The organism is Bradyrhizobium sp. HKCCYLS3070, assembly GCF_051167575.1.
Lineage (GTDB): Bacteria > Pseudomonadota > Alphaproteobacteria > Rhizobiales > Xanthobacteraceae > Bradyrhizobium.
The window spans coordinates 1417866-1432168 of record NZ_JBNPTI010000001.1; the positions used below are offsets into that span (position 1 = coordinate 1417866).

Below are 14303 nucleotides of genomic sequence, written 5' to 3' on the forward strand. Positions count from 1 at the left end.
TGCGGGCCACGCGCTACACACCGTAGACGCGCAGCGACATGGTGACCGCGACGACGTCGGTGGTCAGATAGGCATAGGTCAGCTGCGTCCCCGGCTTGATGAACTGGCAGGTCTTGCTGACGAAGGCGCTGCCGAGCCAGACATTCATCGTAAACCGCCCCGTGCCGTTGCCGAGTGTCATCTTGACCCAGTCGACGAAGGTGTCGTGCTCGGCCATCGTCATCCAGACCGTCTGCGTCAATGTGCCGACGTTGTCGCCAGGTCGCTTCCGCTGCCTGGTGTTGCCGCCTTCCATGTCGGTCGCGAGCGGATCGCGCATGCGCTGGATCGGCTGGAAGCTGTCCTGCTGCGGCGCATAGGTCGCGATCGGCCAGGCAGGTAAGGTCATCGCCCCGCCCTCATTGTCCGGTGAACGGCTTCACGCCGTACTGCGCATTGAGCACGCGGCGCCCCGTGCCGGTCGACAGGGAGTCGCCCACGGCATCGTCAACGGCCTTCTTCAAGGTCACGGTGACGTCGCCATTGCTGCCCACCGCGACCTGCGGCTTGGCGTCGGTGTGGTTGTTGATGATGACGTTCGGCGCGCGGCCGTTGCTATTGGCCGCGCCGAGCGCGGCCATCTGCCCGCGGGTGAACACCGCCTCGCCCTTCTGCAGGATGGCCGGCACCTCGTCGCCGGCGACGCCGCCGCCATGGAAGCGCGGCGCACCGGAAAACACGCTGGCCGCCACGGCCCGCATCGCCGTCGGTTCGGCTCCGACGATGCCGCCGGAGTGATACAGGCCGCCGGTCGAGGTGAGGCTGAGGCCCGTGCCGCTGCCGCCACCTCCTCCTCCGCCAAAGCTGAAGAGACCGCCACCGCCGCCGATGCTCGATTGCAGGCTCTTCATCAGCGGATCGATGATCGTCAGCTTGATGATCATCTGCTCGATCGACTTGATGATCATCTTGGACATGTCCGCGAAGGCATCGCCTGCCGATTTCGAGCCGCTGACGATGTCGGTCAGGCCGGAGGTCAGCTCGCTCTCGACGGTCGAGGACACCTGACGGAAGGCCTCGTTGGTGCGCAGTGCCGCGGCCTCTGTGCTGTTGAGCGCACGGGTGACGTCGTTACCATAGATGCCCTTGAGCTGGTTGGCGATCTGCACGTCCTGCTGCGACAGCAGCGCCGTCCGCTGGCCGAACTCGATCTGCGAGTTGACCTTGGCGCGCGCCAGCGCGTCAGCCGCCGCGGCCGCCTGCTCGCGCAGCGCGGCGAACTTGGCCGCCTGCTCCGCCGTCTCCTTGCCGCCATTGGCCTGCACCGCGGCCGTCTCTGCCGCCTGGGCGCGGAAGCGCGCCAGCGCGGCGTCGCCGAGGCCGATCGCCTGAGCATCCGCGAACTGGCGCTCGGTGTGCCTGCGCAAGGCGTCCATCGCCTTGTCGACCGCGTCGGCCTGGCCCATGTAGGGCAAGGTGGTCGAGCCGTCGCCGCTCGGGCTGATCGGGATCCGCTGCGCCCGGTCGTCGCGCAGCTTCTGCAGCTTGCTGATGTAGGCATCGACGTCGCTGGTCGAGAGATCTTCGGGCAGGCCGAGCGAGCCCGCCAAGGTGCGCGCCCGGAAGCTCTTGAAGCTGTCTCCGCTCGCCGAGCCTCCCAGGCCCTCGACCATCTCGCGCAGCCGCTTGGCCTCGCCGATCTGGTCGCTGAGCTGCGCCGTGGTCAACTGGTCGGTCGGCGTCAGCCAGCGCCCGACGGTGCCGGAGACGCTGCCGATGGTGTCGATCATGCCCGTGGCGATCTTTGCCATCTGCGTCAGCAGCGGCAGGATGCTGTTCGCCGAGGCCTTGAACTGCAGATCCCAGGTCGCGACCGCTTCCTTCCACTGGCTGTTGAACTCCTTGGCCTTTGAGATCGTGGAGTCCTCGATGATGACGCCGAGATCGGCGGCGCGCTGCTTCTGCCGCTCGAACTCGTCGCTGCCGGCGCGCAGCACCGGCAGCCAGGATTGCGACAGGCCGACGATGCGCGCGACCTGCTGCTGCACGGCCGGCGAGGCGTTCTGGACCAGCCCCATGATGTCCGACAGCGCCTGCTTGGTCGTCTTCAGCTCACCGTTGGACTGCCGGATCGACAGCCCGTTGGCCTCGAACAGTTTCGAGAACTCGGTCGCGTTCTGGCCGGCCTGCTGGAGGTCGGCGGCGATCTTGTCGAAGCCGGAAACGAAGTCCTTCTCCGTCAGTCCCTTCGAGCGCGCGGCGAACAGGTCCTCCTGAAACTCGCGGACGCTGACGCCGGCCAGGGTCGCATGATCCTCGAGCTCGACCAGCGACTGGGTCTGGTTGCCGACATAGTCGACGAAGCCGCGCAGGCCGGCGACGGCGCCGACGGCGCTGACGCTGACGCCGGCGATCGCGAGCGCCACGCCCTGCGCCGACGACAGGCCCTTTCCCGCGGACTCCGCGACCTGGTCCATCGCCTGCGAATAGCGATCGGCGCCGGCGGTGTCGGCGTCGATCGTCAGCTCGGTCACGACCTGGGACATCGCTCACTCCGGCTCCGCATGAGCCTTGTTGGTCTCGGCGCGATAGAGATCGTCGAGCTGCTCGATCAGCCGGATCTCCCACGGCGCCAGGCGCAGGCCCGACAGCCGCAGGAAGGCATCGATATCGGGCCAGCCGATCGGGTTGATGGAAAACCCGTTGCTGCCGCGCCGCGCGCTGAGGCGGCTGAAGGCCGTCCAGACGTGCCCCAGCGCCGCAGGGAACGGCGGACAGGCCAGCATGGCCTGGTACTCGGCCCGGCGTCGCGGGTTACGGGCGCGGCGCGCGAGGCCCTGGTAGAGCTCCCGCACCGTCACGCCATTGGCGCCGACGGCATCGAGCGCGAAGGTTCTGGCGGCGTAGGCCCTCAGCTCGTCGCAGAGGGCTGAATAAAATTTTCCTCGGCCTTGAGGAAGTTGATCACCTGGTCGAGCAGCCAGTCCTTCCGGCGGTCGGACAGCAGGCTGGTCGCCGCCTCGGCGCTGAAACTAATGGTCTCATCACCGAGCTTGACCGGCGTGAACGACTTGGTGCGGGCGACGATGTCGGCGATGGTCTGCACCCGGTTCTGCTCCGGCGTGCGCGCCTCCTCGTCGACCCATTCGCGGCCATTGGCGCGCGCCTGGCGCTGCTCGGCGAGCTGCTTCAGCACTCGCCGCGAGGCGCGGTCGGCAACCTCCTGCGTCCGCGGATGACCAGGACCGTAGAAGGTCCAGATCCAGGTGGTTGGCTCGCGCGTCTTGGGATGGCGGATGACGAGCGCCGCCTCGTCCTGCGCCTCGAGCTGCGACAGGTCGATGTCGATCGCGTCCATGCGAGATCCTTCAGGAGTTGTTCGAGATCTGGATCGACACCGTGGTGTCGTCATAGCCGGCGCCGGTGCTGTCGTGGCCGATCAGCGCGGTGGGCACCGGGATGGTCACGGTGCGGGCCCCGCCCTCGGTCGAGCGCGCGGAATCATCGGCGCCGCCGAGCGTGAAGTTCGGCACGTTGATCGAGATGAAGTCCTTCGGCTCGGCGGCATTGGCTGCGGCCAGCAGCGACAGCGAAAAGCCGTCCTCGTTGAGGAAGGACGTCATGTAGGCATGGTCCTTCTTCAGCAAGGTGATGTTCATGCTCGCCTGGAACTGGCCCGGCAGCACCGTCGGGCTGATCTTGCTGCCGACCACCGCCGGCGCGACCGCGTTGTTCTCGATCGTCAGGTCCCAGGACACGATGTCGGCGACATCGGTGCCGCCGAAACGCAGGGTCGAATCCAGCGCGGCCAGCGGAATGCTCGCCGTCAGGGTCGGCGCGGTCAGCACCGGCGACGATGACGTGCTGTCGACCTCGGTCTGGCCGGTGCCGACCCAGCTCGCCTCGAACATGATGATGCCGTTGGGCGCCATCGAGAACTTGCCGGTCTTCCAGAAGCAGTCGGTGAACACCTTGCTGCTGTCGATATCGGCGTCGTACTCCTCGCCGGTGAAGTAGCGGTTGACCAGCGAGCCGGCCGGCGGGTTGATCACCTTGCGGCCACGGCGGATGATCGAGCAAGTCGTGTCCGGCGTTGAATTCACCGTCAGCGTCTCCGCGACCGTGATCGTGGTCGATGACAGTCCGGTGATGCGCAGGTTGCGGCCGTTGTTGGCGGCATCGCTCAGACCCGTGCACTGGATCACGTCGTTGACGCGGAAGCCCATGGTGATTGGATTGCCGCTGGCGAGCGGGATGGTGTGGGCGCCAGTGGTCAGCGAGGTGAAATCGGCCTGCGTCTTGGTGATCTCGCTGTCCCAGGTGCCGCGCAGCAGCGCCTGGAGCACCAGGTCGAAGGTACCGAGCGACAGCTCGCCCGAATAGGGACCGCCGGTCGAGGCCTGCTGGCCATGGCGGCCGCGTACCGGCTGCGCATCCTGGCGGATCTCCTTGGACTGGATCGCGGTCTTGGAGAGCTTGCCCGGCTGGCCGCCGGTCTGGCGGTAGACGATGCCGCTCGACCCGGTCGCCTGCGAGCCGAGGCCCGACTGCTCCTTGAACGCGAAATAGCCGGCGAAATTGGACTGGTAGGTCATGACGGGCCTCGCTCAGGCGCGGTGGAAATATTCGAACGGAGTGGTTGCGGTGACGCGGTAGAGACTGCCGGCGGCGACGCCCTCGACCTCGGCGCTGCCGCCGCCGTCCGGCGGATACGGCGCGATGGTGCGCACATAGGAGCCGTTGGCATCGGTGTAGAACGTCGCGGCGCGGAAGATCTCCGAGGCGTCGACCGCGTATCGCGTGGCCCTGGCCTTGCCCTCGTCGATCGCGACCAGCGCATGCAGGATGATCAGGCCGTCATAGCGAAAGAAGCGGTTGCCCGGCGCGCCGAAGGTGTGCGGCTTGCTCGAGGTGCCCACGACCTCGCAGATCAAAAACGGCGCCGGGTTGCCGGTCGCGGCGTCGATCGGCGGGAACGGCGGATCCGGCCGCTTGTTGCCGAACACGATCAGCGATTTCGGCGTCGCGCCATCGACCCATTGTGCCGTGAGCCGCGCGCCGATGGCGTCCTCCGCCCCTGCATAGTCCGGCATGTCAGCGCGCCCTGATGATGATCGCCGGCTGGCGGACCAGCCAGTCCTGCCGCGCCTTGCGGCTGCCGCCGCGGCGGCCGCCCGCCGCCTGCCCGGCCAGCGACTGGCTATAGGCCTGGACCGAGCCGAACTTGACCGGCATGAACACGAAATTGACGCTGACGCTGTTGCCATAGCGCGCGGAGATCAGCGGCGCCGATTCCTCATAGACATGCGGCGGCGCGCTGACCTTCATGCTGCCGAGTTCGATCTTGCGCGCATACGGCACCGGGTTGGAGAATTCGAGCTCCTGCCCCGGCTTCCAGCCCTTGGCGTCCGGCACGTTGTGGCCGTTGATGAACAGCATGTGGCTGTCGCGGTAGAGCCCCGGATGCGGATCATCGCCGGAGCCGACCGGCGAGCGCTCGCGCAGCGTCTGGAGGACGAACTGCGCGATCTCGTTCATGTCCAGCAGGCGATAGACGAAACGCATCAGGGCAGCTTCACGAGCTCGTCGCCTGAGGTCTCGGTCCATTCGGTGATGTCGACCGGCAGGATCGACTGGCTGCGGATGCGATCGTCCTCCTGGCGCAACCGCTTCACCAGCTCCTTGCGGGCGCGGCGCAGCGCGTCCTGCTTTGCCGTGATCATCGTTCTGCGCGCATCGACGTAGTTGAGCCCTTGCCCAGTGGAAGCGCCCTTGAGGATGAGCCGCAGCTCCTCTCCGGTCGACAGATCGTCGGCCTGGTCGAGCCGGCGGCGATAGTCGGCCTCATCGAACACGCGCGTCATCAGCCGCTGACCCTCAGCTCGATCCGAACCAGCTCGCCGCCGACGAAGAACGGCTTGCAGAACAGGATCTGGCGCAGCACGCCACGAATGATCACCTTGTCGGCGCCGTTCTCGCGCGGGATCCGCGGATCGACGTTGAACGGCGCCGGCGTCGGATCCGTCGTCCCCGGCCACCCCGCGGCATTGATCTGCGTCGGCGACAGGATGACGTTGAGATCGCTCGCCTTGATGCCCGCCGCGACCTGCTCCACCGTCACCGCATCGATCCGCCCGCGGCAGGTGACGTCGGTGTTGGTCACTGAGGCACCAGAGCCGGTCACGCGACGGAGGACGAAGTCCTCGCCGCGATCGGCCAGCGCACGGTCGAGCGCGGCGATCAGGTCGGACATTCGTCAGGTCCGCGCGCCGCGCTGCCTCTGCGGAGCAGCCGGCGAAGCTGATGCCGTCGGCGCCGCGGCCGAAGACGCGACATCGCTGCGGTTGACCACCGACAGCTCAAAATCCGGCTGGACGACCATCACGCGGCTCTGCAGCCCGAAGCGATGCGCAATACGGGATTCCAGCTCAGCCGCCGAAATGGCCGTCAGGATGCGGCTTGACCTCAAGACGAGAATATCGTCCGGCCCCAAGGCAAGCTTCGCGATCTGGAATTCCAACTCATCCGACATGTCTGCTCCGGGATCAGGCGACGGCAATGACCGGCCGTCGGAACTGCGACAGTGAGGCCAGCACACGCGGCGGCAGCAACTCCGGGTCGCCGACGGCGCCGACCCAATATTCCCGGCGCATCACGCCCGGGATGTCCTCGGCGCGCAGCGTCGGATCGCGGCCCTTGCTCGCCCAATAGGACGACACCAGCGCGACGACGGCGCCCTCGATGCCCGGCGGCAACGTCCGGCCGGTCTCTCCCGGCAGCACGAAGCCGCCCGTATATTCGACGACGACCGACTTGCAGAACCGCCAGGCGCAGGGATAGCCGCTCGAAAGACGGTCGAGCAGACCGGCCTCCGGATCGAGCCGGACATCGGCGGGGTCGAGAGCGACATCGTCCATCGTCACCGAGGTGATCGTCGTGGCCGGCGTGCGGCTGAGGAACAGCGTGGTCTCGGTCGGCAGCGCCCGGCGATAGGCCTGATGCGGATGCACCGCCTCGTCGTGCCAGAACGTCTCCCGCACGACCTCGGATGGCAGCCGCTTGCCGACCGCGGCGGCGATGTCCGACGACGCCTCGTCGATCTTGGCCAGCAGGATCACGTCGCTCGCCGTGCCGGTGATATCCAGCTCGCCCTTGACGCGCTCCAGCGTCGTCAGCCGCTCGCTGCCCGTCGGCGACAGCACCTCCACCACCGAGCGCATGGATCAGGTCCCGATCGCGATCCAATTCACCTTCTTGCCGAAGGTGGTCGCCGCCGCCGGCGTCGGATCCGTGCCGGTCGTGTTCTGCCAGGTCTTGATGATGATCGAGCCCGCCGCCGGCGCGCCGGCCTGGTCGCCGATCTGGGCAGACACCATGAACGGATTGTCGACCGGGTCGGACTCCAGTGACGCCACGACCGAGACGACGGTCGCGAGGCCGGTTACGACCGTATCGGCGGCCGTGACCGTGGTGAGTTGACCGCGGGCAAACTTCAACGCGACGCCTCCCTGCTTCAGGGCGCCGCCGGCCTCGATGTCGAGCTCTCCGCCACTCTTGACGAACAGGCGGCTACCACCCTGCTCGATGCCTACCTTGACGTTCTGGCTGTTGGACTGCGTCGTCACTGCCATCTCCTGATTGGTTCAGAACCAGGATGCGCAGATCTGCGCATCCACCCATCCACGAAACCGGGCCGCGCCCGGCGTTGCCAAAAGAGACGACGCCGGATCAGACCGGCGGGTTCGGTGTCGGCGTCAACAGCGGCCGCGTGATCCAGACTCCGGCAATGAAGGCATTGCCGGTATTGTTCGCCGGCGTAATGGTCACGCGCTTGTAGCGCTTGCCGCTGGGGCGGAAGCCGAGCTTGAAGACCTTGTTGTCGGCCGAGAAGTCGAAGCTTGCCGCGGTCTCCAGCCCGACCAAGTCCTTGTCGTCGACCGCGGTATTGTCCGAGAGGTTGGCCTGCTCGCCCTCCTCCGCCAGGACGGCGAAGGTCGCATCGACATCGGCCAGCGAACCGCAGAGGATGACAAACTCGGCGCTGTAGATGCCCTGCGTGTCCAGGATCTGCGACACGAAGGCCGTGTTGTCAGTTGTCGCCGCAGCCGGCGAGATGCCGCGCTTGACGTCGATGTTATCGTGAAGCTCGCGCATGCTTGCGCTCCCTTTGTTTCGATCTGAACGGGGTAGCCGCCTGCGCATCCGGCGCCGCCTGCGCAAATTTGCGCAGGCCGGGACGAGAATTTGCGCAGGCGATAGGGTTGAGGCCGGGGCTCGCGCCTCGCGCAATGTTTCGCATTACGCAGGGCGCGCGTGCGAAGCTCTCGCTTCGCACTAGGTCGCGAGAATCTTGATCGCCTCGAAATTCGTGACGTCGCCACCCACGCGCTTGCGGGTGTAGAACAGCACGAACGGCTTGGCCGAGAACGGATCGCGCAGCGTCGACATGCCGATCCGATCGACGATGGTGTAGCCCATCTTGAAGTTGCCGAACGCGACCGGCAGCTTGGAGGCGCCGACCGCATCCATGTCGGCCGCCTGCCGCACCTCGTAGCCGAGCAGGATGCCCGGCTTGCCGGCCTGCTGGTTCGGCTGCCAGATGTACTTGCCCGAGCCGTCCTTGAGCAGCATCGCCTTGCCGACGGTCGCGCGCTGCATCAGCCAGTTGGCGCCTGAGAGATAGTACTCCTTGAGCGCCGTCATGGTGTTGATGAAGTCGTCCCAGCCGACATTGCCGCCGGTGCCGGCCGCAACCTGCTCGAGCTTGCCGGAGCTGCCGGCGACATAAGTGCCGCTGGCATAGGTCAGGAAGCCGCGCGGCTTCTTCACGCCGTTGCCCGACACGAACCCCGTCGCCTCGACGCGGCCGAACTTGTCGCCGATCTTGCGGCCGAGATAGTTCTCGATGTCGAAGCTCGCATCCTCGAGCAGCTTCTGGCTGACCTTCGGCATCGCATACATCTCGTGCACGGGGATGCGCTGCATGCCGGCCTTCGGCGCGCCGGTCTCGGGCCGATCCTCCTGCTCGCCGACCCAGCCGGCGGACGCCTCGTCGTCGTCGCGCGGATACTCGATCGAGTCAGTCGAGATGGTCTCGACGTTGCAGATGTCGCGCATCGGCGAGGTCTCGAACACCACGCCGGTGATCATCCGCCCCATCGCCGGCGTGACGAAGTAGCCGCCCTCCGGATCGGAGCCGACCGACATCGCCTTCATGTCGACGCCCTGGCCGTCCTTGTCGCGGCGCAGGTACATCGGCAGCGCGCTCTTGTAGGCGTCGAAGCTGGCGACGTCGACCTTCTCCTCGTTGAAGGGCACGCCGACCTTGAGCTCGCCGCGCGCGGCCATGCCGATGCGGGTGAAGTCGCGAGCATCCTTCAGCTCGGTCTCGACGTCACCGCCGCCGCCGAGACGGCCGCGGTTGAACTTCTTCTCGAGCTGGTCCATGCGATCCTGGGCGTCCTTGAGCGCCTTCTCCTCGATCGCCTTGACCTGCTTCGCCAGCGCATCGTGCTTTTCGAGCACGCCCGCCGTGATCGCCTCCATGTCCTTCTTGAACTCGGAGGAACCGACGACGTTCTTCGGCGCATCCTCCGCCAGCTTGCGCACGGCGGCAAGATCCTTCTCCATGCTCCGCTTCAGATCGGAGACGTTCTCCCCGATCGCCTTGATCTCGCGCTGGGCGGTTTCCAGCACGTCCTCGATATCGGCCATTGCTGCCTCTCTGTGATGTTGGATTGATGATGGGTGGCGCACACCGCCGAACGCGGCGCAGGATGTCATCCTCATCCCGAGGCTCTGACGGGTGGTTCGGCCGGCCTCATCCCGAGGATCCAGCCAAGTCGGACGGGCTTGCCGGTACCAGACCGGCTTCGCCGCGCGACAATCGCGGCAAGCTCTAGATGCGTGACTTACGCTCTACCGCCTCAGCTGGGAACGCCGCTATCATCGGCGGTCAGCCTCGGCCCGCTCTGCTATATATTGCCGACCGCCTGGTCGAACGCTATCAATAGGCATGACCAAACGCGCGCCCAGAACTCAAGAGCCACTACGAACCCGTCACCTCTTCCTCGATACGGAGGTTTATCGGCGAGCGGGATTTAACCTCGATAACACGCAATTTGCTCTGCTCGCTAGCGAAGTCGATGCTGGCCGCCTTGTCTTACACGTGTGCGACATCACATTGGCCGAAGTTCAGCGACAGCTGAAGGAGACCGTTGTGGAGAAGGCAGTAGCGGCGAAGCGGCTCTCGAGAGATTTCAATCGAATTGCCCAGATCACTGGCCGTCCGAACACAACTGTGCAGGACGTGAACGGTTTAGAGCTCGCAGACGCTGCGTGGGTAAGCTTCGTTACGAAATTGCTCGGAGGCCTAAATGCAAACACGATTCGGGCGTGCGATCTTCCAGCGGGGCTGATTTTCGATCGCTACTTCGCGGGCCTACCTCCGTTTGATACCCGTAGCAGCAAGGAATTTCCAGACGCATTCGTCGTCGAAAGCTTAGCTCGGCATTGCAAGAGCAAGGAGGTCTCGATGTACGTTGTCAGCGGGGATGCCGCCCTCCGCCGCGCCGCGGAAAGCCACGGTGTGCTCATTCCGTTGCACACTATCGACGATATTCTCGCCGCGGCTACCGCGGAAAGCGAGACGGACCTTGCGGCCATCGTGGACCTCGTATTCGCGTCTCCTGGGTTCGACCAGCAACTCGTCGACGCAATAGAGGCCAATCTGGATAGTGTGGACTTCGTCTACTACGGTCCGCTTACCGACGCTACCGTTCGCGAGGCCACACTGCGGGAGATAATTGCTGTCGACGATTACAGCGTTGCGGCGTTTGACGGGACCAAGATCGGGATAATTCTGCAAGCCATTGCTGTTCTCGACGTCAAGGTGCGCTTTCTTGACGAAGAGGAGCTGCGCGATCGAGACGATGATATCATACCCACCGAACTAGAACGCTGGTTACATACAGATGCCCGGCTTAAGGTGTACATCTCCGTCGACCTAGCTACCCTGCTCTTTAAGGAGTCCGAGTTGCTCACAAGAGACATGGTCGTTCAAGCCGGTTGACATAGCGCTTTCAGAGCCGCACAGATCGCCTCACCTAGATGGCCCGCCGCAGATCACGGAGCGCCACGGCGAGCGCTTCAATACCGGGTGGCTCCCTATCCGCCGACTTGAACCCGCGCGCTGCTATCGACTTCGCTGCGGCATGTGAGAACCCCCCGCTCTCGCGCAGGAACTCCTCGAAATCACGGACCGTGCGGATGTCCGCCGCCTTGACCCCGCCGGTGCGCGCGAGGTCGTTCATCGGGAATGTGACCAGCGAGACCTCTGGCAGGTCCTTCATGGTCTTGATGGTCCGGCGCGGCTCGTTTGGCTTGGTGCCGCGGACGAAATCGCCGACGCGGTAGCCGATCGACAGGCCGTCGAGCGCCTTCTCCTTCATCGCGCCATAGATGCGCTTGCCGCACTCGGTGTCGAGGTTGATCAGCCGGCCCTTGCATTGCAGGCCATGGCTGTCCTCGCTCATCCCGCTCCAGCAGCCGATCGGGATGTCCGACGTCGGATCGCCGCCGCCGAACAAGCCGCCCATGCTGCCGTGATTCAGCAGCATCTTCGGCATCGTCCCCTTGGCGGCATGCCGCGCCAGCACGCCGGTGAACGCGCCGGGCAGAATCATGTCGCCGCCGTCGTCTTCGTTGTTGAAGACGGAGCCATAGCCCTCGAAGGTGCCGGCCGGATTGCCGTCCTCGACGAATTTATATTGGAAGCTTACCGCGCGCCGCGCGGAATCCAGGGCGGCTTTTCGCTCGAGTTGGCTCATGAAACTAGCCTCAGCTGCGGGTGACGATTGCGCGATAAGAAGCCGCGCGTCCGTGTCTTGTTGTCGGTCTTGAGCATGATCAGCGGGAGCTTAAACGCCGGGGATGGCCGGAACGTTCGCCCCATACCCGCTGACGTCGGAGAACCAATTGACCTTGCCAGCGACGCGGACGCCTGACATTCTTTTGACCTCCTTGGATTACGGGGAAGATAGACCGCGCCATCGGTACCCGCGCGGAGGCGTTCCTATCGGGCATATCTGCGCCTGCCCGGGGCTCAGCCTGGCAGCCGGCAAGCGCCGCTAACACTACGGGAATGGGGGGTAGCAGATGGCGATGATGGTCCTCGACTGTGCCAGATGTCCAGTAAAGCGCATGACGCACGATGTCGTTGCAGGTATCGAGAACTCAGGCCAGTTCGAACTCTTTCTCCGATGCCGCGCCTGCTTCGGGTCCGCCCTGTGGGCGGTGACCTCCACTTGGCCCCTCAGCCAGTTGCTTACCTTCAAAGGTACGCTGATGGACAATTACGTGTTCATTCAACATCTAATTCGACCAAAAGGGGCTGTGATTCCAGCGCCTGAACACACACCAGAAGATCTCAAGCTTATGTTCGACGAGGCGACCGAATGCGTTGCCATTGGAGCGTGGAATGCCTCAAGTGCGATGTTTCGCAAAATTCTTGATCAAATCTCGAAAGAGCGGATGGCCTCAGCGCCGACGCCACCTCCTGACAACCGAACCCGGTATAATCTAAAGCCGCGGCTAGCGTGGCTATTCTCAAATGGTCTTCTTCCAAGAGAGCTTGAACAGCTGGCTGACGCGATACGGGAGGATGCCAACGACGGAGTACATAACGCTCCCCTGGGCCAGACTGAGGCGTTAGACATACAAGACTTCACAGTCGAGGTCCTTGAAACGTTGTATACGATGCCTGGTAGACTTAGAGATGCTGAAGCTCGCAGAGCTGTCCGTCGCGGACAAACTGCACCCTGATGGGCGATCGCTGGTGTTGCACGTGTCTTCACCGGGCCGGTCTCAATTTCCTCCAGTGATCTCACGCTTTCCCGACGGCGGCTCCGCCGCGGGCTGGGCAACGCGTGGGATTCCGTCCGGCCCGATCGGCCCAGCATTGACGGGGGCGTAAATGTGGTCGCCACCCTGATACTCGTCCATGTCGTCCCAGTTGCGGACGTCGTTAATCGTGGCCCAACCCGGATTGCCGCCGCCGCCGAGCGCAACCTTGTTGTATTCGGCGCGGTCCTTGGCGGTCGCACGCAGGAACTCGCCGTCGATGAACTTCGTGTAGTGGCCGGCGTGGCGTTCATCGCGCGTCAGCAGCTGACGGTCGAAGGCCTTCTCGAAGCGGCGGTGCCAGGGCCTGATCGTGTGCACCAGGTGCATCGCGATCAGGGTTTCTGCGGCCGCGCGCGCGGCCATCTCTGCGGGATGGCCGATGACGATCGGAAGCACCCCCATCCCGTGGCAGATGCTCTCGATCTCATGCGTGCGCAGCTGGATGTGCTGCGTGTCGACGCCCTTCATGTCGAACGGCGTGAACTTGGCGTCGTTATCCAGGATCATCACGCGGCTGACATTGTCGAGGCCGCTGTAGTGCTTCTTGACCCAGGCCGCGAGCCGGACCAGCTCCTTCTCGTCGAGGTTCTTGTTGACCGACACGATGCCGGAGGGCCGCGCGCCATGGGCATGCAGCATCGCGTGGGTCTGCTCGGTCGCGAGCGCAAGTCCGAGAGGCTCCTGCAGCAGCTGCACGGCATCGAGGCCGTTCAGCCCGTCCCAGGACAGTCCACGAATATGCAGGATCTCGTCATAGCCGAACGTCTCCTGCGTTCCATCGGGCGCGGTCACCACGTAGTAGGGCGTGCGTTCGGGCGACCATTTCGGCTGCACATGCGTGGGAACGATGGGGATCAGCTCGACGAGCTTGCCGCGCACCCTGTTCTTGAACGCATAGGCGTTGTTGGTGACGGCGCAGTGCACCGCCATCATTTCCTTGAACTGCAGCGGATCCTGCCACTCGTTCGGCTCGGAACCGAGCAGCTCATACAGCGGATGGTCGTAGGCCTCGGTGCGCTGGCCGCCACGGGGCTTCAGATAGACCTTCGTCGGAACCGTCGAGACGGCTTCCGAGATGCGGCGAACGCAGGCCAGGAACGTCGTCACGCGCAGCGCGGTCTTCCATCCGACGGCGATGCCGGAGCGGGACTGGTAGCTGCCGAACAGGCCCGCCCACAGGTCGTTGATCTGTCCCCATGACAGGCTGTCGGTCGCCTTGAGCTCGCGGCCGAGCGCTCCGAACAGGCTCATTCGCGGACCTCGAGCCGACGGCCGAACAGGATCGACAGCCCGAGCATCAGCGTGCCACCGACAAGGAATCCCGCCGGCACATAGATCAACCAGGCGCCATAGGCGATCGACCCGGCCCCGGCGAAGCCGAGAAGGTCGATCAGCAGATGCGGGACGCGGCGCATAGCGGC

The 14303-nt window shown here is 64.9% G+C and carries 19 protein-coding genes; 2 read left to right on the plus strand and 17 right to left on the minus strand.

The genetic code is table 11. From position 1 onward, the window contains the following. Positions 1–13: 13 nt before the first annotated feature. From ACQR03_RS06580 to ACQR03_RS06645, 14 genes are all read right to left on the minus strand, one after another. A complete protein-coding gene (locus ACQR03_RS06580; protein WP_434841090.1) occupies positions 14–388 on the minus strand; it encodes a hypothetical protein in 375 nt (124 codons plus the stop codon). Between the two features lie 10 nt (positions 389–398). Next, positions 399–2525 carry a phage tail tape measure protein gene (locus tag ACQR03_RS06585; protein ID WP_434841091.1) on the minus strand — a complete coding sequence of 709 codons (2127 nt, stop codon included), beginning with the start codon at positions 2523–2525 and terminating at the stop codon, positions 399–401. A 3-nt stretch (positions 2526–2528) separates the two neighbouring features. Further along, positions 2529–2840, minus strand: coding sequence for a phage tail assembly chaperone (locus ACQR03_RS06590; protein ID WP_434841092.1), 312 nt, complete (start codon positions 2838–2840; stop codon positions 2529–2531). Positions 2841–2890: 50 nt separating this feature from the next. Next, positions 2891–3337 carry a branched-chain amino acid ABC transporter gene (locus tag ACQR03_RS06595; protein ID WP_434841093.1) on the minus strand — a complete coding sequence of 149 codons (447 nt, stop codon included), beginning with the start codon at positions 3335–3337 and terminating at the stop codon, positions 2891–2893. Between the two features lie 10 nt (positions 3338–3347). After that, positions 3348–4574 carry a phage tail tube protein gene (locus ACQR03_RS06600; protein WP_434841094.1) on the minus strand — a complete coding sequence of 409 codons (1227 nt, stop codon included), beginning with the start codon at positions 4572–4574 and terminating at the stop codon, positions 3348–3350. 12 nt (positions 4575–4586) lie between these two features. Further along, entirely contained in the window at positions 4587–5072 is a 486-nt protein-coding gene (locus ACQR03_RS06605) for a hypothetical protein (RefSeq protein ID WP_434841095.1), read from the minus strand. A gap of 1 nt (position 5073) precedes the next feature. After that, on the minus strand, positions 5074–5544 hold the full coding sequence (locus tag ACQR03_RS06610; protein WP_434841096.1) for a hypothetical protein: 471 nt from the start codon (positions 5542–5544) through the stop codon (positions 5074–5076). Then, positions 5544–5843 (minus strand): hypothetical protein, encoded by a 300-nt coding sequence (locus ACQR03_RS06615; protein ID WP_434841097.1) that lies wholly within the window; start codon positions 5841–5843, stop codon positions 5544–5546. The genes ACQR03_RS06610 and ACQR03_RS06615 overlap by 1 nt, the downstream gene beginning before the upstream one ends. Beyond that, complete coding sequence (locus ACQR03_RS06620; RefSeq protein ID WP_434841098.1) at positions 5843–6232, minus strand: hypothetical protein; 390 nt, start codon at positions 6230–6232, stop codon at positions 5843–5845. Before ACQR03_RS06620 ends, ACQR03_RS06615 begins: the two co-directional genes overlap by 1 nt. A 3-nt stretch (positions 6233–6235) precedes the next feature. After that, on the minus strand, positions 6236–6499 hold the full coding sequence (locus tag ACQR03_RS06625; protein WP_434841099.1) for a hypothetical protein: 264 nt from the start codon (positions 6497–6499) through the stop codon (positions 6236–6238). A 25-nt stretch (positions 6500–6524) separates the two neighbouring features. Next, on the minus strand, positions 6525–7199 hold the full coding sequence (locus ACQR03_RS06630) for a hypothetical protein (protein WP_434841100.1): 675 nt from the start codon (positions 7197–7199) through the stop codon (positions 6525–6527). Between the two features lie 3 nt (positions 7200–7202). Next, on the minus strand, positions 7203–7604 hold the full coding sequence (locus ACQR03_RS06635) for a hypothetical protein (protein WP_434841101.1): 402 nt from the start codon (positions 7602–7604) through the stop codon (positions 7203–7205). Positions 7605–7707: 103 nt separating this feature from the next. Beyond that, positions 7708–8133, minus strand: coding sequence for a hypothetical protein (locus ACQR03_RS06640; protein WP_434841102.1), 426 nt, complete (start codon positions 8131–8133; stop codon positions 7708–7710). Between the two features lie 180 nt (positions 8134–8313). Continuing rightward, on the minus strand, positions 8314–9693 hold the full coding sequence (locus ACQR03_RS06645; protein ID WP_434841103.1) for a phage major capsid protein: 1380 nt from the start codon (positions 9691–9693) through the stop codon (positions 8314–8316). Positions 9694–9994: 301 nt separating this feature from the next. Between ACQR03_RS06645 and ACQR03_RS06650 the strand changes: the two genes are divergently transcribed. After that, positions 9995–11050 (plus strand): PIN domain-containing protein, encoded by a 1056-nt coding sequence (locus ACQR03_RS06650; protein ID WP_434841104.1) that lies wholly within the window; start codon positions 9995–9997, stop codon positions 11048–11050. A 34-nt stretch (positions 11051–11084) separates the two neighbouring features. On the opposite strand, the gene ACQR03_RS06655 is transcribed toward ACQR03_RS06650, so the two are convergent. After that, complete coding sequence (locus tag ACQR03_RS06655) at positions 11085–11807, minus strand: HK97 family phage prohead protease (protein ID WP_434841105.1); 723 nt, start codon at positions 11805–11807, stop codon at positions 11085–11087. Between the two features lie 328 nt (positions 11808–12135). Between ACQR03_RS06655 and ACQR03_RS06660 the strand changes: the two genes are divergently transcribed. Continuing rightward, positions 12136–12801: a DUF4145 domain-containing protein gene (locus ACQR03_RS06660; RefSeq protein WP_434841106.1), complete on the plus strand. Its 666-nt coding sequence runs from the start codon at positions 12136–12138 to the stop codon at positions 12799–12801. A gap of 42 nt (positions 12802–12843) precedes the next feature. Here the strand turns inward: ACQR03_RS06660 and ACQR03_RS06665 are convergent, their stop codons facing one another. Together ACQR03_RS06665 and ACQR03_RS06670 are read right to left on the minus strand one after the other, a co-directional pair. Then, a complete protein-coding gene (locus ACQR03_RS06665; protein WP_434841107.1) occupies positions 12844–14133 on the minus strand; it encodes a phage portal protein in 1290 nt (429 codons plus the stop codon). Further along, entirely contained in the window at positions 14130–14297 is a 168-nt protein-coding gene (locus tag ACQR03_RS06670; protein ID WP_434841108.1) for a hypothetical protein, read from the minus strand. The genes ACQR03_RS06665 and ACQR03_RS06670 overlap by 4 nt, the downstream gene beginning before the upstream one ends. Positions 14298–14303 lie beyond the last annotated feature (6 nt).